Below are 24,555 nucleotides of genomic sequence, written 5' to 3'. Positions count from 1 at the left end.
ATTACAGTGAACTCTTTACTGATTATAGTGAACGGGATCACCTTCTCAGCCCTTGTGGGGTACGGCCTGCGACGATCGGGGATCTCTTAGGATCTCTTTTAGATCTCTTTATGATCGTTTATTAGGATCTTCTCTCTGTATATGTGGATAACTGATCGATGCCAGGGTATTCGATCGGCAGCCGCGATAATAGCCTCACTGCTTCTGTTCAGAATATGAAAACAACTTGCTCACTATTATTCATTTTTCATCACTATCCCAGAAGCGTAGGGTAAGTCCCATAGTCAAAACGCATCCTGAGAGGCACCATGACCGATTACGCTGTTTCAAAAAACCCTGCCAACGGTGAAATCCTGGCACGTTATCCTATGCAGTCTCTGGCTGAACTGGACAGCACGCTTGCTGCCAGTACCGCTGCCTTTAAGCAGTGGCGCAATACAGATATGGCGTCCCGCGTTAAGGTACTGCGTCAGCTGGCAGAGCAGCTGCGTCAGCGCGAGCCTGAACTGTCGCGCATGATTACTCTTGAAATGGGCAAGCCTGTCGCTCAGGCGCGTGCTGAGATCCTCAAATGCGCGAACCTCAGTGACTGGTATGCAGAACATGGCCCCGCGATGCTGGAAGATCAGCCAACGCAGGTGCCAGATGCCTGGCAACGCTTTAAGCCTGTCGGCACCATCCTGGCCGTCATGCCGTGGAATTTCCCGTTCTGGCAAGTGCTACGCGGCGCTGTGGGCATGCTGCTCGCCGGGAACACCTATGTGCTGAAGCACGCCCCGAACGTGATGGGCTGCGCAACGTTGATGGCGGAGCTGTTCAGCGCAACGGATCTGCCGAAAGGCGCCTTCGCATCCATCAATATCGACAATGACGGCGTCTCGGCTGCTATTAAAGATCCTCGCATTGCCGCTGTCGCCGTTACCGGCAGCGTACGCGCTGGCTCCGCTATTGCTGCACAGGCTGGCGCAGCCCTGAAAAAAACCGTTCTGGAACTGGGCGGCGCGGATCCTTTTATCGTACTTGCCGATGCCGATCTTGATGAAGCGGTAAAATCAGCCGTCACGGGCCGCTTCCAGAACACCGGACAGGTCTGTATGGCCGCAAAACGCTTTATTGTTGAAGCCGCCATTGCAGAAGAATTCGAAGCACGCTTCAGCGCTGCAGTACAGGCGTTAACCATGGGCGATCCGCTGGATGAGAAAAATTATCTCGGTCCTATGGCGCGCTTCGATCTGCGCGATGAGCTGCATAACCAGGTCGAACGGTCCCTGCGTGAAGGGGCGCGTCTGGTACTGGGCGGCGAGAAGATCGCAGGAGAGGGCAACTACTACGCGCCGACTATCCTGTCAGATGTCACGACAGAAATGACAGCGTTTCGTGAAGAGCTGTTTGGTCCGGTAGCGGCGATCGCTATCGCCCGTGACGCCGAGCATGCGCTGGCTATCGCCAACGACAGTGAATTTGGTCTGAGCGCGACGGTCTGGACAGGAAACAGCGCCACAGCAGATCGACTGGCCGATCAGATCGAGACCGGCGCCGTGTTTATCAACGGCAACGGTGCATCGGATCCTCGCGTCACCATTGGCGGGGTCAAAAAGAGCGGCTACGGTCGTGAATTGTCCCACTTCGGCGTACATGAGTTCTGCAACATTCAGACCGTCTGGAAAAACCGCCGCTAAGGCTCACTGTGCGGCGGGAAGGTAAGCGGGGGCCAGACCCTCGCTTTTACCGATAAAAGGCCTCATAAGGCGCTGAGGCGCGAAATCGGCCAGCATTTCAGAGCGCTCGCCCGTTATTATCTCGTTCGCTACCAGCTCGCCTAACAGCGGCGCCAGCGTCATGCCGCTGTGGGAAGCCATCAGATAAACCCGCTGGTGGTGAGTCGCATAGCCGACAGCAGGCAGTCCATCCGCAGGACGCGAACGTTGTCCTACCTCGATCTTCGCAATACGCGCGTCTTCGGTCTGGATAAACATCCGGCGCAGACGACGCAAAAACTCCTGTCCAATCAACCCGTCGGTACTCGCCGGACGGGCCGGATCCGCATAGTCATCCAGATCCAGCGCCTGCAGGATCAGTCTGCCTCCACCGTCTGGCCTGACGTTAAGCTCAGGTGAAATGATATTGCTGTTGATCTGGATCGGTAAAGGATCGGTATAGGCGAGGAAACTGCAGGCCACTCTGTCTGGCCGATTAGCATCTGTCATCGCCAGATCCAGGCCCAGCTGTCTTAACAGCTCCGCTGACCAGCGACCAGCGGCTAAAATCACGCGATCGCCCGTCCACTGCTCGCCATTCGACAGTTCAAGCGCTGCGCCGTCAGGGTGCTCTGAAAGCGTCACCACTTCTGTCTGACTGATAAGGGCGCCGCCGAGACGGCGCACCTGGGCAAGCAGCCAGCCGATAAGCAGACTGGGATAGAGCAGGCATTCTGAGGGAAAAAACCAGCCTTGCTGAATACGAGAGTCAAGCCGCAGCTCAGGAAAATGCGCCAGCAGCGCTTCACGCGTCACCGTTCGCCAGGGATAACCCAGCACCGTGAGTTTAGTCAGTCTCTTTTCCAGCTCTGCCTGTATGGCGGGCTCCGCCGCCCACTCCCAGGTGCCGGTTTCCAGCAGCCAGGGCGCGGGCGCGCGGGATATCTGTTGCAGGCGTTTATGCGCCTCAATACCGGCCGCATTGAGACGGTGATAACTCTCCGGGCTTTTGCCGTTGGCGTTAACCCATGCAAAGCTGATCTGGCTGGTGCCTGCGCCAGGCGCGCCTTTGTCGAACAGGGTGACCTGCGCGCCCTGCAGAGCCAGCATTCGCGCCACAGACAAGCCCAGTACACCTGCGCCGATAACGGCAATACGCTGCGTCATTAAGGTAGCCTCCAGTGAGTTGATACCGCGTTATAGCAAACAGAGCAGGAGGCCGACCAATTACTTTTCGTTCTGACCTTGTGCGTCTGGCGGAGCAAAAAAAAGCGCTGCTTCACGCAGCGCTTCAGGTCGTTACCCTGCGACTTCATCAAACCATGCGGGGAGCGGATCGGGTAAGGTGAGCCACCAGTCGGGTCCGCGCGCCATCTCCTGCGCCGTCAGCAGCGCATCATCCAGCGCCGAGCGCACCTGCTGTTCATCCATATCGATACCGATAAACACCAGCTCCTGCCGCGCGTCGCCGATACCTTCCTCCCACTGGCTAGCGATAAACTCAAGAGAGTCGGCATCTTCCGGCCAGTGCTCGCGAGGAACGCTTGCCCACCAGCGGCCTGCATAGCCGTGGCGCGCCACAGCGCCAGCCTGTGACCACATCGCTGCGTAATCCGGGCGCGTTGCCAGCCAGAAGTAACCTTTCGAGCGCACCACGCCCGTCAGCTGGTGGTTGACGACTTCCCAGAAACGTTGCGGATGAAAAGGGCGGCGGGCGCGATAAACGAAACTGCGAATGCCATACTCTTCCGTCTCTGGACTGTGTTCGCCGCGTAGCTCTTTCAGCCAGCCCGGCGACTGCGCGGCCTGGTCGAAATCGAACAGGCCGGTATTCAGCACCTGATCCAGCGGTACCTGGCCGAAACAGGCGGTTACGATGCGCGCGCGTGGATTAAGTGAACGCAGCATGGCAAAGAGCGTTTGACGATCTTCTTCACTGATCAGATCAATTTTATTCACCACCAGTACGTCGCAAAACTCAATTTGATCAACCAGCAAATCCACTACCGAGCGGGCATCCTGCTCGCCCAGCGATTCGCCACGCTCGTTCAGCGAGTCGACTGAGTGGTAATCACGCAGAAAGTTAAATCCATCAACCACGGTCACCATGGTATCGAGACGCGCGAGGCTCGAAAGCGATGCGCCATCTTCATCTTCAAAGGTAAAGGTTTCCGCGACGGGCAGCGGTTCAGCGATGCCCGTCGATTCAATCACCAGATGATCGAAGCGGCCCGCCTCCGCCAGTTTTTTCACTTCCAGCAGCAGATCTTCGCGCAGCGTACAGCAGATGCAGCCGTTGCTCATTTCAACCAGTTTTTCATCGGTACGCGACAGCGATGCGCCGCCATTGCGAACCAGCGCGGCGTCGATATTCACTTCTGACATATCATTCACGATAACCGCAATGCGACGCCCTTCGCGATTATTCAGGATATGGTTAAGCAGCGTCGTTTTTCCGGCACCCAGAAAACCTGAGAGTACACAAACCGGCAGACGCCGATCGGCCTGCGAAGAGAGGGGGAAGGGAGTAGACATTGTAACCTCTGATAAAGCATTATTGGTATGTTATAACATAACAATAAAGGGTCTTTGCTCGCAATGCCTCTTTTCTGTTGGATAACAGACACCACTGATTTTAGGCTGAGGTTACGGGTAGGCGGCTCTGTAGTAATAACAGCGGGTGCGACTGGATGTTGGATGCACATTGCACGCGCACGCGAGCAGTCGTCACTAAATTGCCTACGTTATGGGCTTTACGTTCCGGTGCCCTAAATTGTGTTTACTGAAGTCAGAGGGATCTGCTGCGCTTCTTCAGGGCAAAGAGTGGATTTAGCGAGGTGAGAGCCAGGAGAGGCATGGCTTCGGAGAGTAAGCGCATCAGTGAGATCTGCTTGTGCTGGCGCTGGCGCCAAAAGCGGTCCTTCGCCATATTTGCGCCATGCAGCCTGTCGAACGGCTGCACGGAGTCAATTTCAGTCATCAACAGGTAAAGTGCGTATTAGCTTGCAACTGCAGATGAGCGCGTATCGATCGGCACACGTAAAGCAAAGATCCCCCGTGCTACAACGTTTTGCACAAAGGGGAACCTGAGTCAGAAAACCGTGTGCCTACCGAATTACCTGTTTATTTACCTGCTGCCATCGGCATCTGCTGCGCGGACTTAAGATGCTGCTCAACGACCGGCATATGCGCGTCAGCCACGGCCTTCACGTCCGGATCCTTGATCTTTTTAGCGTCACTTTGCAGCTTCGACAGCACCATTTTGTGGTCCATGGTGCCGGCGTTTTTCATATACATCTTGTCAAATGCGGCGCCGCTCTGCTTTTCCAGTTTGGCGGCCATAGTCTTGTGTTTGGCGTCCGGCTCTGTCGGCAGGGTTACGCCCTTTTGCTGGGCGACCGTCTGTACTTTGGTCAAAGCACCGCCGTGGTCGTCGACCATCTGCTGAGCGTATGCTTTGACTTCGCTGCTCTGGGCCTTGCTCAGCGCGATTTTGGCGGCGGCGACTTCATTGATATCGGCCTGCGCCATATCCTTTAACGCTTTTTCGTCGCCGGAGCTGAGGCTGGTGCTCGATTTGGTCTGGCCTGCGGCGCTGGTCTGCGTGGCGCTCGCTGGCGTCTGGGCTTGCACGCCGACAGTGCTGAACATCGCTGCGACTGCTGTTACGGCTAGCAGTCCTTTCAAGGTTTTACTCTTTTGCATTTTGTTCTCCTGCGGGTCATGGGTAAGGCTGTTATCAGGCAATTAACCGTGCTCAACCTTGTATGTAAATTACAACTGCAATGGTCAGTATAGTGGCAACGATTTGATCCAGCAGGTTAAGTAACCATTCTCAACGGAGGAGGGCAGGAGATGACCGAAGCAAAAAGCGGAAACTGCACAGCGTAGCGTGCAAGAAGACGGTGGGACTGGAGGCATTCTGCTTTTGTGGAAGAGATGCTGTACAACCGCGGTGCGGCTGTATTGATCGGGCTGCTGTTGCTGATTCTGAAAAAACGCAGCGAACAATAAGCTGACCGGTCTTCATCAGTTCGCCTCTTAAATCTGGCAGAACAGGATCGATCCGGTAGTGATAAGGATGCATAAGGTCCGCTTTTCCTCATAGCGGACAGGGAGCTGACTTCAGTCCGCTTTGAGCCAAAAGCGGACTGAAGTCATTAAAAGTAAGGCAACGCAGCAAGCCTGTTTTGTCGCTTTCCTCAGGGAATGATTCAGCCTACATTTCCGGGCGATCCGCACTATATGCCACGATTTTCATTGCCCGCAGGGCATCCAGTCGCATTTTTAACGCCGTTTCAATATTGTTATACGCGGTACTTCCCAGCGGTAAGCGCAACGCCGGGCTGTCAGCATCAGCAGCAGCGATCATTGCCGCCACGCATTTTTTCGCATCGCCTTTAATCGCAAATTCACCACTCATCAGCGTCGACCGCATTTTCCCTGCCGCCGTATCGCTGTAAACCGGTAACGCATCAGCGATATCCAGCCCCGCACCAAACTGCGTCGCCGTCGGACCCGGCTCTACTAACAAAAAGTCGATGCCAAACTCTGCAACTTCCTGCCGAACCGCTTCGACAAAGCCTTCTATGCCCCATTTAGTGGCGTGATACAAACTGAAATCGGGATAAGCAATCTGACCGCCTTCCGAGGAAACCTGCACAATACGACCGCCGCCCTGCTGCCGCATAAACGGAATCACTGAGCGAATCAGCTGAATTGAGCCTGTGAGATTTGTAGCGATCTGCCGTTCAATTTGCGTATCGCTCAGCTCTTCCACGGCGCCAAATAGCCCATAAGCCGCGTTACTCACTACAATATCAATGCGTCCCGCCTGAGCGAATGCAGCCTCAACTACTGGCTTTATCGTTGCTGTCTTGCTGAGATCAAGCACCATCACCTGCAACTTGTCGCCATATTGCGTGCGCATATCATCTAATGCAGCTTCACGTCGGACGCTTGCCAGCACGCGATCGCCACGGGCCAGCAGACTTTCACACATCAGACGGCCCAGGCCGCTGGATGCGCCGGTAATTAACCAGGTTTTCATTACTCTCATCTCCGTTTAGTAAACCGGGCTCCATCTTAAAATGAATAATTGATGGCATAATCTCCACAAACTGGCATGAGATGGTGGGAAATATTCAACAATGAAACGTCCTTCCTGGAACGAATTACTGGCGGTGAAAACGGTCGCTGAACAACGCAGTTTCCGTCGCGCTGCAGATGTGCTCGGGCTTAAACGCTCCTCACTCAGCCACACTATTAAAGGGCTGGAGACTGCGCTTGGCGTGCGGCTTTTCCATCGAACAACGCGAAGCGTGGCGTTGACCGAAACAGGCGAAATGTTGATTGAGCGTCTGACGCCGCTGCTCAACCAGATGGATGAGCTGCTGAACGAAGTGACCGCCAGCGACCATCAACCCTATGGCACGCTGCGCATCAGCGCCAGCGATGCCGCTATCAGCCTTCTGCTGGGAACGATACTGCCGACCTTCATTCAGCAATATCCGGGGATTGAAATGGATTTAGTCGCGCAAGGTCAGCTGGTGGATATTATTGAGCAGGGGTTCGATGCCGGCATCCGGCTGTTTGAAGATGTGCCTAAAGACATGGTGGCCATTTCCCTGAGCGGGCCGTTGCGCTTTGTTACTGTGGCATCGCCTGGCTACTTAGCATTGCGACCCCAAATTCAGCATCCACAGGATGTTATGCAGCACAACTGTTTACGACAGCGCCTGCCGAGCGGTAAGCGCTACCACTGGGAATATCAGCAGCATGAGCAGCGATTCGCCCTGGATGTACCGGGTAGTCTGACCCTCGACAGCGGCGCCTTAATAGCAGAAGCCGCCGCTGCTGGATTAGGCGTGGCCTATGTGCCGGAGTGCTATGCTCAGCACTGGCTGGACAGAGAGCGTCTGGTCACCCTGCTGGAGGACTGGACAATAGCCTCGCAAGGCATTGCGCTTTACTTTTCTCAGAATCGTCATATGCCCGTCGCGTTACGGCTGTTCGTTGACACAATCAAAGCAGCATCGCGCGCCTGAAATCGACTTAACCAGTTGAGCTTCTGATGCTGTGAAATGAAGCACTGGCATAAGGCAGCGAACACTGACTATGGCTGGTTATGCGTTTAAAGGACCGGGTGTATCTCGATGGAAGTACACCGCCGGCGTAGCAGCACAGCAAAAGCGTTTACAGCTGCGATGTCAGTGCTGCTGTACTCAACATTTACCAGTAAGGTCTGGCATCAACTCCCATTTACTGTTAATTATCATGTGTTAGAAATTGGCAGGTGCAAAGAGACCGCTGACTTAAGGTTGAAGCAATAATGAACACACACGGAAGCAAGCCACCTACCATAAATGATGTGGCTGAGGTAGCTGGAGTTAGCAGTATTACTGTATCACGCGTTTTCACCTCACCTGAAAAGGTCAAGGCCAAGACGCGTGAAAGAATCATGAAAGTTGCAGATGAGATGGGTTATATACCTAATGTATTTGCGCAAAATATTAAAACCGTTCAGAGTCCTATTATTGGTATTATTGCTGATGATACCTTTAATCAGAGTTACTCGTATGTTATTCAGGAACTCTGCAAATTATCTGAAACCCGTGGCTATTCAGTGATGATATTCACCACTCAAGGCGAACGCACATCAGAAGCAAAAGCTATTAATACGCTGGTCGGTTATAAAGCAGCGGGTATCGTGTTGTCGGTGATCAGTGACAGTGCTGATTATGATACCCGTCATCTGAAAGTGTTAAACGGTTCCCACACTCGTCTCATTCAGTTTGACCGTCAGTTTGATGAGCAACTGCCTGCAGTGTATGTCAATGACCGACGTGCGGGCGAGCTTATCGCCTCCGTTGTGAATGATAAGGCCTATAAAAAAGTACTGGTAATTGGCGGGCCTAAAGATTCACGTATTACCCAGAAACGTTTGACGAGCATCTGCGAAAACCTCTCTGATAATATTGAGGTTACCCGTCTTTATGCCGATTACCGTTACGATCATGCTAAAGAAATTATTACGTCGCACTTTTCTTCTAACGAAATCGATTATGATGCCATTATTGGCATTAACGGCGCTATCTCGCTTGCAGCTAAAAATGTGGCCACGCGATGGATGTTACGAGGCGTCGAGTTTCTTTCAATTGATGAAATTCCCAATGCAGAAGATTACGGTTTTTACTTTTGCTGCGTGGTTCATGATTATAAGCAATGGGCTACCATCGTTGCAGAGAATCTGATTGCCGCAATTGAAGACCGGCCCTGGCAGGAGCGGACTATGATTAATGGATTTCTTAAAAATAATCAGTAATTCCAGTTAAAGAACACACGCATTGTACTCTTAATCCACGGGTTCAGGTTTACTACGTTTTACGCAGCCGGTATCTGTTTCGATAAAAAATCAAGATCCTGGCTACATCAAGGGCTCTGAATGCCAACGCTTAAGGTGTTGCTCTCGCCCACGTTTGCCACTCCCCCTGATCTTTTTGGCCGCTTTACGCCGGATGGATTCCCGCCCCTATGAATGTTAATGATAACATTTTACGCCGGATAAATGATGGATGTATCAGTTTGAGTTTTTGTTGTTTTTATATAATAGATTGAATTTAAAGAAAGTTCTATAATTGGTGTTAACTCCATCACAAAGGTGAGTGACCTTGTGGAAATGTTTACGAAAACATTTTATGGTTTCCTCATCTATTTGTCGCTTAGGGGTTATGCCAATAATGCACATCAAAAAGCTGGTTAATTACGGTCCTGAAGACTACCGCCTGGAAAGGGGGGACATGCCTACACCAGGTCATAACGAGTTGCTGGTTAAAATCGGAGCCTGCGGTATCTGTGCGTCAGATTTTCACTGTTTTCATGGCGCACCGATGTTCTGGGGTAATGAAACCTTCCCGCGCTATGTCAAAACACCGGTGGTGGCCGGTCACGAATTTTTCGGCACGGTATATGCTGCTGGCCCCGGCGCACTGGATCATTTCGGCGTTGAGTTAAATGACCGTGTAATAGCCGAGCAAATTGTTCCTTGTAATAAGTGCCGCTTCTGCCGTAACGGCCAGTACTGGATGTGCGAAAAGCATGACATTTATGGATTTCAGGCTGAGGATGCAGATGGAGGCATGACGGATTATATGCTCTTCAAACCCACCAGCCGTGTGCACAAAATCCCTGATTCATTGACGCTGGAAGAGTGCGCGCTGATAGAACCGTTTTCATGTGCGGTACATGCGGTGAATCGCGGCGATATTCAGTTTAATGACGTGGTGGTACTGGCTGGTGCTGGCACTCTTGGCCTGGGCATGATCCAGGCGATTAAGCTCAAGACACCCAAAAAGTTAATTGTTATAGATGTAATGCCGTTCCGTCTGGCGCTGGCGCAAACTCTTGGGGCGGACGTCGTCATCAATCCGCTGGAGGAGGACGCAGTGGCTGTGGTGAAGTCCCTGACGGATGGCTATGGCTGCGATGTGTATATTGAGGCCACTGGCAATCCGGTAGGCGTTACTCAGGGGTTGCAAATGATCCGTAAATTAGGCCGGTTTGTTGAGTTCAGTGTCTTTAGCCGGGAAACGTCTGTGGACTGGTCGATTATTGGCGATCGAAAAGAGCTGGACATCCGCGGCGCCCATCTCAGCCCCGGTACCTATGAAACCGTTATCGATTTATTTCACCGAAAACTGATGACCGCTGAGGGTATTGTGACTCACCGCTTCCCTCTTGAAGAATGGCAGCATGCTTTTGCAGCCTTCGGCTCGAAAGAAGCCATCAAGATTCTTCTGATTCCTGAACAACAGGCTGGGTAAGTTTATGACTATTTTCGCAGTAAAACATAGCGCGCTGCTGCGTCAGGCAGAACATGTTATTGCGCGTGATGACGTGCACTCGCTCATACACAAGTTAACCGATAAGTTAATTCATATTGAAGACACTACGGGCGAGTTCGCCCTTCACCTGGACGATGGTCGCATCATTGACGCCAAAGGGTGGGCTGCGGGATGGGAGTGGACGCACGGAATCGGTCTGTATGCTATTTATCACTATTACAGGCAGACGGGTGATAAAGAGATGCTGTCGATTATTGATCGTTGGTTCAGCGAGCAGCTCCAGCGGGGCTTGCCAACCAAGAACGTTAATACTGTCTGTCCATTACTGACGCTGGCGTATCGTTACGAAGAGGCTAAAAATCCTGCCTGGAGATCTCTCCTGGAGCGCTGGGGCGAATGGGTTATGTATGAGATGCCGCGAACCGAGCAGGGTGGGTTACAGCATGTAGTGATCCATAAGGAAAATCATCAGCAACTCTGGGATGACACTTTGATGATGACGGTCATGCCGCTGGCAAAAATAGGTTTACTGCTGGGGCGGCCAGAGTTCGTTGAAGAAGCCAAGTATCAGTTCTTGCTTCATATCCAGTACCTGATGGACAGGGATACCGGGTTATGGTTTCACGGCTGGACCTTTGAGGGTAATCACAATTTCTCCCGGGCACGCTGGGCTCGCGGGAACAGCTGGATTACCGTCGCGATCCCTGATTTTATTGAGCTTCTTCAGCTCCCTGAAGGGGATGCGACGCGGCGTTACCTGCTGCAGGTATTAGAACATCAGGTTCGTACATTATCCAGGCTGCAGGATTCAAGTGGGCTCTGGCATACCTTGCTGGACGATGATCAATCCTATTTAGAGAGTTCTGCCACAGCCGGATTTGCGTACGGCATTCTTAAGGCGGTGCGTAAGCGTTATATTGCGAGGGATTATGCTGTGGTTGGACAAAAAGCTATCCGTGGCGTAGCGGCAAACATCAGTGAAGACGGCGAGCTAAAACAAGCCTCATTCGGTACCGAAATGGGCAGCGATCTGGAGTACTACCGTCAGATCCCGCTAACACCGATGCCTTATGGGCAGGCGATGGCTATTCTGTGCCTGAGTGAATATCTGCATGATTATCTCTAGCGTTTCATCTATACGATGAACCGACATCACCCTTATGGCTACTGCCACATCATAAACAATGTGGCACATTTTCTTATTCCCGCATGCTTTCATTTACTCCGATTTGCTCATTCAGTCGAGTGTGAAGAATATTACCCCTATAAATTGCGGCGGAGCCTCATTAAGCACGTTCCCCTTCTTTATTTTTTCTAAGTCATAACCTTATTATCTATGTGGGATTATCCCCTCTGGGCATAATTTTTATATGTTATCGTGAACATTTATTGGGTTTAACAACAAAATATGAGCTGTGTCACACGATGAATAAGCCCGGTCCTACCAATTGAGATATTTATAAGCAGTTGTTATTTATAGGTATTTAAAGAATATTTCTTAATGGATCACAGAATAATATTTATTTTCTTAAATGTTTACGAAATCATTTTATTGTTTTGATATGCCGGATAAATGCTCCATGCGGATTTCAGAATGATCGCAGCCAGATTGTTTTCTGATGCACAGAAACGGGGCAACGGAGCAGAGTACCGCTTGCAGCAGGCGCATCGGCTTTAACGGTACACCAGGGAGCTTTTAAAAAAGAAAATCAGCGCTGGCACAAGCCAGTTCATGAGCGGGCAGGGGCAAAGCCCGGAGAAACTCATCTGATGCTGTTTCATTCTCATAACGAAAATGGTTCTGTTCAGAGGTTAATGTGAATTATAAAACGCCTGGGTTCAAACACTATCTGGCATACGGGTCTGGAGATTTTCTGGGCGCTGGCACGGCCGTGCTGACAGCAGCATGGCTGCTTTATTTCTACACCACTTTCTGCGGCCTTACTCCTGTGGAGGCCACACTGATATTTGCGACGGCCCGCGTGCTCGACGCTTTTATCAGCCCTTTAATGGGATATCTCAGCGATAATTTTGGCAACAACTGGTTTGGTAAGCGGTTTGGCCGTCGTAAGTTTTTTATCCTGCTTGGCATCCCTTGCATTTTTAGCTATGCCTTTATGTGGGTCAGCGGGATGGATTTCTGGTACTACCTGCTGACCTATTTACTATTCGATATCGTTTATTCAATGATTCTGGTGCCCTATGAAACTCTGGTACCAGAGATGACCGATGACTTTACGCATAAATCCAAATTCTCCGGCGCCAGAATTGCGATGGGTCAGCTGTCGGCCATCCTCGCTTCGTTTTTACCCAGCGTACTTTTAACCTGGTTGGGTAAAGACAATCCCGTTTCCTTCTTTTACGCGGGAATGATCTTATCTGTGATCTGCTGCCTCGTTTTGATACTAGTGTACTGCTTTACGTGGGAACGCCCTGCTGAACTCAAGTCTGAGAGTGAATTGCGTGCCGAGAGAGAAAAGCAGAATCTGACGCTCGTGCAAAGCATGCGTCGGTTAATGACGGAACTCGCTTCAACCTTACGCATAAAGATTTTTCGTCAACATCTGGGGCTATATCTAGGGAGCTACATTGCGCAGGACGTTTTTAATGCCGTGTTCACCTACTTTGTCGTGTTTGTGCTGATGCAGGGAGCCGGCAGAGCCTCTGATTTGATGGGGGTGATGGCTATCTTCCAGTTTATTGCCGTCGTATTAATGGTGCCGGTTTGCATCAAATTTGGCCCTGCGCCGTCATACCGGCTGGTGGTGACGTTGTTTGCACTGTCCTCACTATCCTTTGCGGGTGTTTACTATGTCGGCTTGTCTGATAACTATCTGTTATTGCTGTTTATTGCCGCTGTGGCAGGCATTGGCAGAGGCGGTATTAATTATATCCCCTGGAACACTTACACCTATATCGCTGATGTTGATGAGGCCATTACGGCGCAGAGGCGGGAAGGTATATTTGCTGGCGTGATGACCATGACCCGCAAGGCATCACAGGCCGGAGCCGTTATGTTCGTCGGGATCATTCTTCAGTTATCCGGTTTTGTTTCAGGTAAAGCTACACAGGATCCTCAGGTCGGACATACCATTTTGCTTATTCTCAGCGCAGGGACTATAAGCATTCTCTGCATCGGTTTTATCATCTCGCTAAACTTTCGTCTGAACCGCCAGACACATCAGATTCTTCAGCAGGAAATCATTCGAATGAGAGCAGCAGACCGCATTTTACCTGAGACAGTTTCATGCAACACCCGCGCGACAGTTGAGCAGTTGACTGGCCTGCGGTATGAAAATTTATGGGGTAATAATAATATTGGCTATAATAACCGGCACCGTTCTCCGCCTGCCAGACAGGACATTAATGAGATTAATTCTGAGGCAGGTAAACAGCAAAAATTAGCAGATAAATATTAGCGCTCAGACAGCACATTTATAGCCACCTTTTTTCAGTGATCGGTACCAGATTATGTGTAGGGTAGGGTCCGTTCTATATCGGAGGCGAACGCTGCTATCCTCATGCTATGTTTATCTCTATCGAACATTTCTACTGGTTTTCAAGACTTGAAATACAGAGAAGTCATTTTGCCTGGATTTACAACATCAGTTAACCGATAAGCAGAGAGACAATGAAGCCGCTAAGCGAGAACGTTGTTGAGTCTGACCAGGTTGTAGAGGTTTAACTGGCGATAAGATGCTACCTCTTTAATGGCTTAACCCTTGAAACTTGATAAAAAAGGGGCACTGGCTCAGCCCTGAACGGGTACTTTTGCTGTTGCGAAAAGAGTGCATCCATGGTCAGCTCAGGACCAGCAGCAAACATTACAACAACGCTGGTAAATGTATTCATTTATGCCACGTCATGCGAAGCAGCCTCGCCTCGCTTATTATTTCTGTCGCGTTATCTTTCGCAGGGGAGCAAGCTTGTGGTGATATGAGTATTCACTCATTCCCAGGGCGAGAATAATGCGTAACCTCCCACCGACCGCCATGCTGCGTGCGTTTGAAGTTGCTGCACGACACACTACCTTTACCGCCACCGCCGAAGAGCTGTTTATCACCCAAAGCGCCGTCAGCCATCAGTTAAAAAATCTCGAGGAGATGTGGGGGCTGCAACTTTTTCAGCGCGGTAAAACGCTGAGTCTGACGCCTGCCGGAGAGGCACTCGCACCGCTGGTGCGTGAATTTTTCAATAACCTTGATACCACGCTTTCCGATCTGCGTGAACAAAACGGCAGGGTACGGTTGCGCGTCAACACCACTTATTCCTTTGCGCTGAAATGGTTATTGCCACGCCTTCCGGCCTTAGCCCGTTTGCATCCGGAAATCCTGGTATCACTGGAAAGCTCTGACAAAGCCATCAGTTTTGCCGGGAAAGAGTCCGATGTGGCAATCCGTTTTGGTCACGGCAATTACCACGCTCTTTTTACGGAATTTATGTTTCGTGAACAGTTATTTCCGGTAGCAAGTCCGGCGCTTCTACAGCGTTCAGGCACACCTGCTGAGCCTGCCGAACTGATGCGCTACCCGCTACTGACGCGTGATGGTGCCGACTTAGTGCCAAAATGGGGAGACTGGTTTAAGCACGTCGGGGTCAAAAGTGATGTCCTGCATGAGAACGTCCGTTTCGCTGATACCAACATGACGATTGAAGCCGCGCTTCTCGGCCAGGGTGTTGCGCTCGCGCGCAGTGGACACGTTGAAAAAGAGCTCGCCGATGGCACGCTGGTGCGGCTCTTTGAAGTGCCTTTCCCGTCACCGGCGGCCTACTATTTTGTGTGCCCGCAGGGTCTTGAAACGCAGCCGCAAATTCTGAATTTCCGTCGCTGGTTGCTGCATGAGTCGCAGCAGGCGCAGAGCCATTATCAGTGAAATATGAGTAATTCCTCATGATGGAATGACGATACTTCATTGTTCATGCTGAGGTGTACTGTTTAGCATCGGCAGATATCCGGAAGCCGAAGTGCCCATTTACCCTGCCGGGTCGCAGGGGATTGCGGTGAAGCGTTGCCGTTTCAAAATGTACTGGCGTGTCCGGTGATTGTCACCGGCACATGATGACGGGATAAGCGAATCAGGAGTAATCACTATGTCTGACCATCCGACAATTGCGCTGATTGGGCCAGGCGCGATTGGTACAACTATCGCTGCGGTTCTGCATGAGGTTGGCCTTACGCCGCTGCTTTGCGGGCGTACCGCGCATCCACAGTTGCTTTTACGTCACGATGAGGGCGAGATTGCGGTGCCTGGCCCGGTATTAAGCGATCCGGGGACAATTGACCACGCCGTCGATCTTGTTTTTGTTGCGGTGAAAACTACTCAGAATGCCGACAGCGCCAGGTGGCTGAGCGCGTTATGCGATGAAAACACCGTGGTATGTGCGCTACAAAATGGCGTCGAACAGAAAGCGCAGCTTGAACCCTGGGTCAAGGGAGCAACCGTGCTGCCTTCGGTGGTCTGGTTTCCCGCTCAGCGCGAGCCGGATGCCTCGGTCTGGCTACGCGCTCAACCGCGTCTGACGCTGCCGGATGTTCCGCAGGCGAAACGGGTGGCCGATGCGCTGAGTGGCACACGCTGTGCGGTTGAGCTGTCGGCAGATTTTCTCTCTGTTGCATGGCGCAAACTGCTACAAAATGCCGTCGCGGGTCTGATGGTGCTTGCGAATCGCCGCGCCGGTATGTTCTCCCGCGAAGATATTAGCAAGCTGGCGCTGGCGTATCTGCGCGAATGCCTTGCCGTCGCCCGCGCCGAGGGTGCCGTGCTGAACGACAGCGTCGCGCAGGAGATCGTCGATAATTTCCAGCGGTTGCCCGCCGATTTAGGTACCTCTATTCTCGCGGATCGTCAGGCCAATCGCCCAATGGAGTGGGAAATTCGCAACGGCGTGATACAGCGCTATGGGCATGCTCACGGCATCTCCGTTCCCATCAGCGATGTGGTTGTGCCTCTGCTGGCGGCTGGCAGTGAAGGACCGGGTTAACGCTGTTTCGTCAGACTTTGGAGTTGGGGGGCCGTCTGGCGTTTCCCTGGTGAGGCGGGCCATTTCGTTCTCTGGCGGGGAATCACCCCCGCGTGGGTTAAGTGGCTTACTAACTTTTTGAACAGCGTGCATGATTGTTCCGGCAGGGCAGTGTCTCTGGTTTCGATGCATAGATAAAAAATAGCTCGCTGCCTGTCTGGTGTGTAAAACAGTGCGTACTGTTAATTGGCTCATTAAATGCCTCACCCACGTTGTCTGCCATTACAGACAGGGCTGGCACGGATTAACAGTCAATTTTTGGTCAATGCTTTTTTAGCTTAAGGATGATCTAACTTGATTGCGCTTTTCTGGGCAAAGGGTAGTGAGGGATGGATAATTTAACTTTTTTAGCGAAATAAAAGGAATTAAAAGATGCAGTAACTGTGTTCCTCCATTATCGCCGGATATGTCAGCTGATGAGGTATCCAGGTGATCATAGTAATTAAAGAACGGTTTATCGTATTTATCACGTTAACGGATACGGATTAAACCTCAAACACAAAGGACTGGCGACTGAACTGTTGACGCTGCTGCGTCTGCAAGTACCTTCATGCCGCTAACGCTGCATCGCGGGGAAAGTTAGTACCCGTTAACCTGTTAATAAAAATGCTTATGGCAAGAAAAAGAGTTAGCCCAGCTTTTCGATATGAGCAGCAAGTTAGCACTGCTTCGGTCTGCTTTGTGGCGGAATCGGACTCTGACGCAGTGAAAAACCGAAGCGGTGGACAGAAGAAATCCTGCGTTTATCGCTAGCTAAGCTTTTACTAAAAGTTACCAGATATTTTTTTATGCCCTGTAAGGCCATTTTATTAGATCTTTCATATACTAAAGAGCGTGAATCACGTAATCATCAGATAACCTGAAAAGAAAGGTTACTGACTTTTTGACTTGCCTGACAACTCATGGTTGTTGGCTGAATATAAGGGGAAATAATGCCTTCGTTATTTGGTGAGTTATCTGGCGCTCCATCATGGGTGCCTGCTGTATTGCTCGTCACGCTCTCACTTGCAGTGGGTTTTCTGACGCGATTTATTCTTCTCAGTTTCATTCGTTACTGGCAAAGTCATGACAGAAAGCTATTCAAATCACTTGAAAAGCATCTTCGTGGATCAATGTTTCTTTTTATCCCCTTACTGTTAATAAGTTTTGGGGTTAATTACGTTAATATCGATCCTGAATCACTTAGTTTTATTACGACGTCAGTTAATATATTTATTATATTGTCATTTTGCTCGGTCCTGATTCGATTGATTAATGTTGCTCAGGATATGCTTTTCATACGCTATGACATCAATATTTCGAATAACCTTCGCGCCCGAAAAATTCGCACTCAGATAATGTATGTGAAAAAGGTCGCTATTGTCGTACTCGTGACGCTCTGTCTTTCGCTGATTCTACTCAGCTTTCCTGGCGTGCGAAAATTCGGGACTACCATTCTGGCAGGTGCCGGGGTTGCCGGAATAATCATTGGCTTTGCTCTGCAGAAGTCGCTTGTCAACTTGTTTGCTGGCATTCAGATTGCCTTTACGCAACCGATAAAAATCGATGATGCTGTCGTGGTTGAAAAAGAGTGGGGCTGGATTGAGGAGATCAACCTGACGTATGTTGTGGTGCGTCTCTGGGACCTGCGCCGACTGGTCTTGCCTATTACCTACTTTACCGAAAATCCATTCCAGAACTGGACGCGTAATAATGCACAAATTTTAGGATCTGTTTTTCTTTACGTTGATTATTCCATGCCATTAGAGCCTCTCCGCAAGCATTTTGAAAAAGTACTCAGTGAAACAAGGCTCTGGGACAAAGAAACTCAGGTGCTTCAGGTTACCGATACGACTGAAAAAACCATGACTATAAGGTTATTGATGACAGCCCAGAATTCCCCCACCGCCTGGGATTTACGCTGTTACGTGCGGGAAAAAATGATTGAGTTTATTCAGCAAAATTACCCTCAGAGCCTCCCTCATGTGAGGGCGACACTGACCGATCCCGGTGCCTGATAGTGCGAGAATTCAGTAATTAAGTGCCCTCGTTTTTATAGGGCGGAATGCACAAAAGCGATATGCGGAGCAGGGGCTGCATGCGCAAGTAAGGGGCAGGCAGCATTATCAATATCAGCTCAGGCGCAACCCTGGCGACTTATCCGACGCCAGCCGCCTACGCCAGCGCCAGCGCCAGCGCCAGGGCGGGGCTGAATATGCTTTCTGCCGTCGCACGCCTTGAGCTGGCTTCGGCAGGCATTACCTTATCTACTTTCTATCCTTTTATGACGGCCACTGAATTCTATCAGGCAGTAAAAGCAGGGCAGGATCAGGCAATAAAACAGCAGCAAGAGAGCGCTGCATTTATGCATTCCCCGCAGCAGGTCGCCGGGATGATCCTCAGGCTCATCACCAGCGGCGAGGCGCAAAGCGATCGGGTAGCGGAAGCCTACGGCGGCAGCTACCGCGAATGACGTGCTTTAGTGTTGCTCCATAAAATTAACGTTCTTAAGGCTCGCCAGGGCAAAAGAGAGGTTCTTGTTGTGGGTTAAGCCATCAATAAAGGGAAGGTTCCCGGAGTGCTATAGCCTGTCGGTGATCTTTAATATGTCAGGCGCGGACGTAGCAGAGGCACCCTAAATATAGGGGGCGGACGGACACCATAATAAACCACCTACAACAGCAGAAACCCCTAATCACGTAACGGCAGCGTTGCGGTCTCAAAAAACTGATAGGACCCATCACGTCGTGCTTTCGCCTGGTACATTGCGATATCGGCATTTTCAAATAACATTTTGGCCGATGCCGTCCCGAACCGCGCAAGGCTGATGCCAATAGCCGCGCCGAGCCGTACTTCCATGTTGTTGATAGCAAATGGCTCTTTCAGACTGTCCATAATACGCTGGGCGATGGCGGACGCCGCTTCGCGATTGCTGCACTTTGCTGCTACTACAAATTCGTCTCCACCCAGGCGCGCCACCGAATCGCCCGGGCGCATACAGCGTTGCAGGCGTTCGCTTACGTGCTGCAGCAAGAGATCTCCTGTTGCGTGCCCCATCGAATCATTGACGGCCTTGAACCCATTGAGATCGATAAACAGCACCGCCGTATAGGCCAGATCTTCGCCCTGCGCGAGCATGTAGCCCACCTGGTCGTTGATCCATGCCCGGTTAGGCAACCCGGTCAACATGTCGCGGGTTGCCAGTTTTTCGAGCCTCTGCATCCTCTCTTTATCGCGAGTAATATCGCGCGAAACCAGCACTGCGCCAATATTGTTGCCTGTGGAAGGATCGCTGACGCCACAGGCCTTGGTGCCCAGCGTAATGTAGTGGCCGTCGCGATGCTGCTTGCGCACCTCGACCACGTCTGGCAGCTCGCCGCCGTTGAAGATGTGCACCAGCGCCTCGGTGGCGGGTGCGCGGTCGTCGGGATGCAGGAAATCCACCACCAGCTGACCCACCATCTCATCGGCTGACCAGCCGATCATTTCGCTATAAGAAGGCGAGATCGACACGTATCTGCCGTCCGCGTCGCAATGAGCGATCAGGTCTGTGCTGTTCTCGATCAAAAGGCGGTACTCCGCTGCCGTACGCAGCGCATCTTCAAGCGCTTTGCGCTGACCGGTTATATCAAGAATAAAGCCGTTATACTGCAGGCGAGAAGCGCTGGGCTGGCAATCCGGCAGGCCTGAAACAATCACACGTCGCGTTGTCCCGTCCAGACAAAGGATCGGTACTTCAATATTAAAAGGTGTCACGCATTCAAGCGCGGTAGTAAGTTGCAGCGCGATCTTTGCATCGTCATCAGCCTGGGCGAACTTCAGCCATGCACTTAGCGTGACGCCTTTCAGTGCGGGCATCAGGCCCGTCGGGCTTTCCTGACTGGCGATGCAAATGCCCTGGGCGTCCGTGGACCAAACAGCGGAAAAGGTAGGTGTGATCACAGTGTGCATGGTGGTCGGCTCCGATGTTTGCTGACGATACTTAACATGCTCAATACTCGTCATTACAGACCTCCGTGCGCCGTAATTGCCGTTCCCGTAAACCTGCCTGATGCTTCGGTAAGGAATGCTCCGTTACGCGAAGGTCAGTTATGCGCGGAAAATTATCTATGAGCATTCAAGGCCAGGAGTATTAATGTAAGTTTATCGGCTGATTAGCGCGCGATCTTTAATCAAGGCTGCATTATAAAACGGCTGTGAAATCTGTAACTGTCTCTTTATTTCTGAGTTATGCGATACATCACATTGTCCCGTTGTCTGACAAAGATAATGAACTGAATTCTTATTTTGAGCCGCCGTATGGGAAAATTATGCCTGCCGCGCTGGTGTCATGCCGGTGTCAGGTTGCTGTCGGGTTCTGATCGTGGTGATGCGGGCTGGCACGGGTAGCATTGTTCACTGACAACTTACTATTCGGAGATGGGCAATGAGTGACATTAACAAATTCAGAGCGCTGCGCCTTCAGCGGGCCTGGTCGCAGGAACAGCTTGCCGAATTATCAGGCCTGAGTACACGTACTGTGCAGCGGATCGAGAACGGCGAACGGCCAGGTCTGGAAACGCTGAGCGCCTTAGCCGCGGTGTTTGAGGTAAACGTTGCGGAGCTTTCCAGTCCGGAAAATGTTGGGGACAAGGCGCTCGATGAGCGAATTGCCGAAACGAGAAACAGAGTCGCTGAGGAAGGCCGGTTCTACCGTTCAGTTATTACGGCACTCGTCGTCTGCCTGCTGTTGTTCATGCTTAATCACTTTACGTCTCCTGCCAGCAACTGGTCGTTATGGGTCGCTGCTATCTGGTTTGCGTTAATTACGGTGCGCGCCATGAGGACTTTTTTATTTAGGGGACTGATTAGCAAATGGCAGCAAAAGAGGCTGCAACGCCTGCTGCGCAGATAATACCTGCAGGTAAACAGACCTGATGCTGACCCGCAAACTTTACGAAACATTGCTCCAGGAGAGCTATTCCGAGGGGGGCATCAGGGCGTTGATGATTATGTCTGACGATTTTAACTATGAATAATATTTTCCGAAAAAATCTTTTATTTTTCATGGGAAAAAGGTTTCAGTTAAATTTGCTTTAGGCAGTCAGTGCGCCCTTAAAAAAATCTAACATACGTTGCCACCCACGATTTGCTTCGCTTTCGTTATATACCGGAAAGTCAGGCACCATCCAGCCATGCTCAGCGGAATAGATATCAGACTGATAACAAGCGCCCACCCTTCCCAGGGCCTGCTCAAACTGTCTGGCCATCGCAGGCGGATAAAAAGGATCATTTTTAGCAACGCCAAGATAGAGCTTTGCTTTTAACGAATTAAGGTAGTTGTGTGGGCTATCGACAGCATCGGTGGCTAAATTACCGCCATGAAAGCTGGCAACTGCCGCAAAGCGATCGGGTCGGGAGGCCCCTGCTGCGATTGCCATCCCTCCCCCCATACAGAAGCCCACACAGCCAACTTTGCTGCCTTGCACATCATTTCGGGTTTCTAACCAGGCGAGTAAGGCATTCGTATCACTTATTGCTTTTGCGTTCCCGGTCGTTGACATCAACGGACCGAGAATCGCGTGAACATCACCTTTGAATACCTCGCCGGGATCTAATGGTCCGTAAGAGCCGTAGCGATAATAAAGATCTGGTAGCAGGACTACGTAACCGGCATCGGCTAACCGCTGTGCCATAGCAAACATTGCGGGACGAATACCGCCAGCATCCATGTAAAACACAATCGCAGGACCACTGGCTTTGTTGGCAGGTGTAAATACGTGACTCACACATTCACCATCCGCTGTAGTGATGGTAACTGGCTCGCTGGACATAATCATCCCCTAAAGAGTTAATGAGGCACAAGGAACAGATATATTTGACTGGCAAGAATCTGTAAAATATATACGTACATATGTATCTGTCAAGGAGAGCTCGCCATCATGCATAACGATATACTTCATACCCCCGGACATTTGATTAGCCTTGCTGCGAGAGGCTTTGCGCGGCTGAGTGAGGCGCGCCTCAAACCCCTGGGTTTTGGTGTTGGCCAGGTGCCAGTGCTTGTGGCACTGTCAAACAATCTTGCAGCAACGCAGCGGGACTTGGCACGTTTTGTCAGGGTTGAACAACCACCGATGGCACAAATGCTGACTCGCATGGAACGTAATGGGTTGATTCATCGAACGCCCGATCCTAAAGACCGGCGTAGCAGTCGAATCAAACTGGCAGACGCGGCTAAAGATCGGTTACCTGTAGCCTGCTCTGTTATCCTGGAAGCAAACAAGGAAGCACTTAAAGGCTTTAGTAAATCAGAATGCGAACAGCTAAGCGCCTTGCTTACCCGGCTTATTTTGAACCTTGATGACATGTGATCCAGCCAGCTTCAGATGCTGCCCCTGCCGTTGCCGTCAAACCCCAGCCGCTAAGCGGACCCGGGAGCCGGAGGGGGCATCAGGATGTTGATAATTATGTCCGTTGTGTGCCAGAAGGGGATATCGTTACAGTCATATTGCTCCGGGGGATAAGAAGCGTGCATGATGATAAATTAGCCAAATAATAAATCCAGGACAGGAGGAAAGAATGGCTACACAGCAAGCGCCTCAACTTGAAACAGAACGTCTGATTTTGAAGCAATTTACGCTCGATGACTTTCCCGCACTCAAGGCATGCTGGGCTACGCCTGAAATGGCTAAAATTAATGGCGGAGAGAATCCAACGGCAGAAATGGTCTGGACCCGCTTATTACGTTATATCGGGCACTGGCATGCGTTAGGATATGGCTACTGGGCAGTATTTGAAAAAGCAACAAACCGTTATGCTGGTGCGTTTGGTTTTCAGGATGCTCATCGTAATACCACGCCTGAGTTAAAATACCCTGAAGCTGGATGGACATTGATTCCAGAAGCACGGGGCAAAGGATATGCGTCTGAAGCACTGGCTGCAGTTTTGCTATGGGCCGACCAGACTTTTTCTTCTCCAGTGTGCTGTATTATTGATGAAGATAACAAACGTTCAAATTATCTGGCTGAGCGTTTTGGTTTCCAGTTCCAGGAGTACGTTAACTATCGTGGCAAGCAGGTACGAATGCTTGTACGGCAGTAAGCTAACAAACCATCCCAGACTAAGTGCACCACGGTTCCTGTCGCTCTTACCCCCCTCGGGACCCCCCTTGAATCGCATAGCCTGTATCAGGTATCGCGTTTACACCACACTGTGGCGCTCTGCTCAGCTTGCTCTTATGTCCCTTATCAAGCCGCAGAGCCAGTTTCCGGTCTCACTGTGCCTGCATGCTTAAAGGAACTGCGAAGTCCGCTTTGTGCCAAAAGCGGACGTTCAGGATATCATGATGCAGTTAACCTCGAGGATCCGGCTGACTTGCTTTCAAGTATGTTAATGATTAAATCGCGTGGGAAAATTGTCTCATTGGTGTGTATGAGCTCTTCTATTGTCCACCAACGATGATCGCGAATGACTTCCTTTTCATTGCTACTCCACCCAGAGCGGTCGAGATCTACTGTATTTGCATTAATCATAAAAAAACGCTCTTCAGCAAGCACGGTCTCCCCACCTGGTAGCATCATTGTGAAGGTTCGGGACGCTATTTGTGGTCCTGCTAAAGTTCTTGTCAAACCCGTTTCTTCAAATAATTCGCGTATAGCGGCCTGCTCGAAAGATTCATTTTTTTCAAGCCCACCACCCGGCGTTGCCCAGTATGTTTTTCCTCTCAAAGCATCATCTTTATGACAGAACCTAAAGAGCAAGACGTGATTTTCAGGCGAAAGAATGATCAATCGAGATGATGGTCGAATGCGCATATATCCCCCTTATAAAAGCTTAAATACTCATCCTCGATATTTATATAAACATAAGTTGCAGCCTGAATCGTCCTATAGATCTGCATTTTCTTACACTTCTAATCTCACTCAACGTCCGCTTCACGCCCTGAGACATTCGACAAGCTTTTTATGGCTTCAGTAAGGGCGAGTGTCTCGCTTCGAGAGCCAGCAAATATTTCGCTTCGTCATAACAGGTTC

20 protein-coding genes are annotated in these 24,555 nt (G+C 50.8%); 13 read left to right on the top strand and 7 right to left on the bottom strand.

Features of this window, described 5'->3' with window-relative positions; genetic code table 11:
• Positions 1-308: 308 nt before the first annotated feature.
• Positions 309-1,679, top strand: coding sequence for an aldehyde dehydrogenase family protein (locus D7S44_RS21765; RefSeq protein WP_120458309.1), 1,371 nt, complete (start codon positions 309-311; stop codon positions 1,677-1,679).
• A 3-nt stretch (positions 1,680-1,682) separates the two neighbouring features.
• Here D7S44_RS21765 and D7S44_RS21760 read toward each other — a convergent pair whose 3' ends face one another.
• From D7S44_RS21760 to D7S44_RS21740, 4 genes are all read right to left on the bottom strand, one after another.
• Positions 1,683-2,864 (bottom strand): NAD(P)/FAD-dependent oxidoreductase, encoded by a 1,182-nt coding sequence (locus D7S44_RS21760; RefSeq protein ID WP_120458308.1) that lies wholly within the window; start codon positions 2,862-2,864, stop codon positions 1,683-1,685.
• A 132-nt stretch (positions 2,865-2,996) separates the two neighbouring features.
• Positions 2,997-4,232, bottom strand: coding sequence for a zinc metallochaperone GTPase ZigA (gene zigA, locus D7S44_RS21755; RefSeq protein WP_120458307.1), 1,236 nt, complete (start codon positions 4,230-4,232; stop codon positions 2,997-2,999).
• A gap of 588 nt (positions 4,233-4,820) precedes the next feature.
• Positions 4,821-5,402, bottom strand: a complete 582-nt coding sequence (locus tag D7S44_RS21745) for a DUF4142 domain-containing protein (protein ID WP_120458305.1) — start codon at positions 5,400-5,402, stop codon at positions 4,821-4,823.
• A 514-nt stretch (positions 5,403-5,916) separates the two neighbouring features.
• Complete coding sequence (locus D7S44_RS21740) at positions 5,917-6,747, bottom strand: SDR family oxidoreductase (RefSeq protein ID WP_120458304.1); 831 nt, start codon at positions 6,745-6,747, stop codon at positions 5,917-5,919.
• Between the two features lie 100 nt (positions 6,748-6,847).
• Between D7S44_RS21740 and D7S44_RS21735 the strand changes: the two genes are divergently transcribed.
• The 9 genes from D7S44_RS21735 to D7S44_RS21695 all read left to right on the top strand — a co-directional run bounded on the left by D7S44_RS21735 (position 6,848) and on the right by D7S44_RS21695 (position 19,013).
• Positions 6,848-7,744 (top strand): LysR family transcriptional regulator, encoded by an 897-nt coding sequence (locus D7S44_RS21735; RefSeq protein WP_120458303.1) that lies wholly within the window; start codon positions 6,848-6,850, stop codon positions 7,742-7,744.
• 284 nt (positions 7,745-8,028) lie between these two features.
• Complete coding sequence (locus D7S44_RS21730) at positions 8,029-9,021, top strand: LacI family DNA-binding transcriptional regulator (protein WP_120458302.1); 993 nt, start codon at positions 8,029-8,031, stop codon at positions 9,019-9,021.
• Positions 9,022-9,436: 415 nt separating this feature from the next.
• Positions 9,437-10,519 (top strand): alcohol dehydrogenase catalytic domain-containing protein, encoded by a 1,083-nt coding sequence (locus D7S44_RS21725; RefSeq protein ID WP_371315557.1) that lies wholly within the window; start codon positions 9,437-9,439, stop codon positions 10,517-10,519.
• Positions 10,520-10,523: 4 nt separating this feature from the next.
• The gene (gene bglB / locus D7S44_RS21720) at positions 10,524-11,666 is read left to right on the top strand and encodes a beta-galactosidase BglB (protein ID WP_120458300.1); all 1,143 of its coding nucleotides are present in this window, start codon (positions 10,524-10,526) and stop codon (positions 11,664-11,666) included.
• A gap of 691 nt (positions 11,667-12,357) precedes the next feature.
• On the top strand, positions 12,358-13,959 hold the full coding sequence (locus tag D7S44_RS21715; protein ID WP_120458299.1) for an MFS transporter: 1,602 nt from the start codon (positions 12,358-12,360) through the stop codon (positions 13,957-13,959).
• A gap of 549 nt (positions 13,960-14,508) precedes the next feature.
• On the top strand, positions 14,509-15,414 hold the full coding sequence (gene gcvA / locus D7S44_RS21710; RefSeq protein WP_120458298.1) for a transcriptional regulator GcvA: 906 nt from the start codon (positions 14,509-14,511) through the stop codon (positions 15,412-15,414).
• A 217-nt stretch (positions 15,415-15,631) separates the two neighbouring features.
• Positions 15,632-16,522: an oxidoreductase gene (locus tag D7S44_RS21705; protein WP_120458297.1), complete on the top strand. Its 891-nt coding sequence runs from the start codon at positions 15,632-15,634 to the stop codon at positions 16,520-16,522.
• Between the two features lie 971 nt (positions 16,523-17,493).
• Positions 17,494-18,558 (top strand): mechanosensitive ion channel family protein, encoded by a 1,065-nt coding sequence (locus D7S44_RS21700; RefSeq protein ID WP_120458296.1) that lies wholly within the window; start codon positions 17,494-17,496, stop codon positions 18,556-18,558.
• 104 nt (positions 18,559-18,662) lie between these two features.
• Entirely contained in the window at positions 18,663-19,013 is a 351-nt protein-coding gene (locus D7S44_RS21695; protein WP_334316752.1) for an SDR family NAD(P)-dependent oxidoreductase, read from the top strand.
• 218 nt (positions 19,014-19,231) lie between these two features.
• Here D7S44_RS21695 and D7S44_RS21690 read toward each other — a convergent pair whose 3' ends face one another.
• A complete protein-coding gene (locus tag D7S44_RS21690) occupies positions 19,232-20,491 on the bottom strand; it encodes a sensor domain-containing diguanylate cyclase (protein ID WP_120458340.1) in 1,260 nt (419 codons plus the stop codon).
• Between the two features lie 475 nt (positions 20,492-20,966).
• Between D7S44_RS21690 and D7S44_RS21685 the strand changes: the two genes are divergently transcribed.
• On the top strand, positions 20,967-21,434 hold the full coding sequence (locus tag D7S44_RS21685) for a helix-turn-helix domain-containing protein (RefSeq protein ID WP_120458295.1): 468 nt from the start codon (positions 20,967-20,969) through the stop codon (positions 21,432-21,434).
• Positions 21,435-21,615: 181 nt separating this feature from the next.
• Here the strand turns inward: D7S44_RS21685 and D7S44_RS21680 are convergent, their stop codons facing one another.
• Positions 21,616-22,353, bottom strand: a complete 738-nt coding sequence (locus D7S44_RS21680; RefSeq protein WP_120458294.1) for a dienelactone hydrolase family protein — start codon at positions 22,351-22,353, stop codon at positions 21,616-21,618.
• A 108-nt stretch (positions 22,354-22,461) separates the two neighbouring features.
• Here D7S44_RS21680 and D7S44_RS21675 point away from each other — a divergent pair, with 108 nt between their 5' ends.
• Entirely contained in the window at positions 22,462-22,893 is a 432-nt protein-coding gene (locus tag D7S44_RS21675; RefSeq protein WP_120458293.1) for a MarR family winged helix-turn-helix transcriptional regulator, read from the top strand.
• 208 nt (positions 22,894-23,101) lie between these two features.
• A complete protein-coding gene (locus tag D7S44_RS21670; protein WP_120458292.1) occupies positions 23,102-23,623 on the top strand; it encodes a GNAT family N-acetyltransferase in 522 nt (173 codons plus the stop codon).
• A 239-nt stretch (positions 23,624-23,862) separates the two neighbouring features.
• On the opposite strand, the gene D7S44_RS21665 is transcribed toward D7S44_RS21670, so the two are convergent.
• Positions 23,863-24,336: an NUDIX hydrolase gene (locus D7S44_RS21665; protein ID WP_120458291.1), complete on the bottom strand. Its 474-nt coding sequence runs from the start codon at positions 24,334-24,336 to the stop codon at positions 23,863-23,865.
• Positions 24,337-24,555 lie beyond the last annotated feature (219 nt).

This window comes from Pantoea piersonii (assembly GCF_003612015.1).
Classification (GTDB): Bacteria; Pseudomonadota; Gammaproteobacteria; order Enterobacterales; family Enterobacteriaceae; genus Pantoea; species Pantoea piersonii.
The sequence above is the reverse complement of the archived record's forward strand: the minus strand, read 5'-3'. Positions and strand labels throughout refer to the sequence as shown.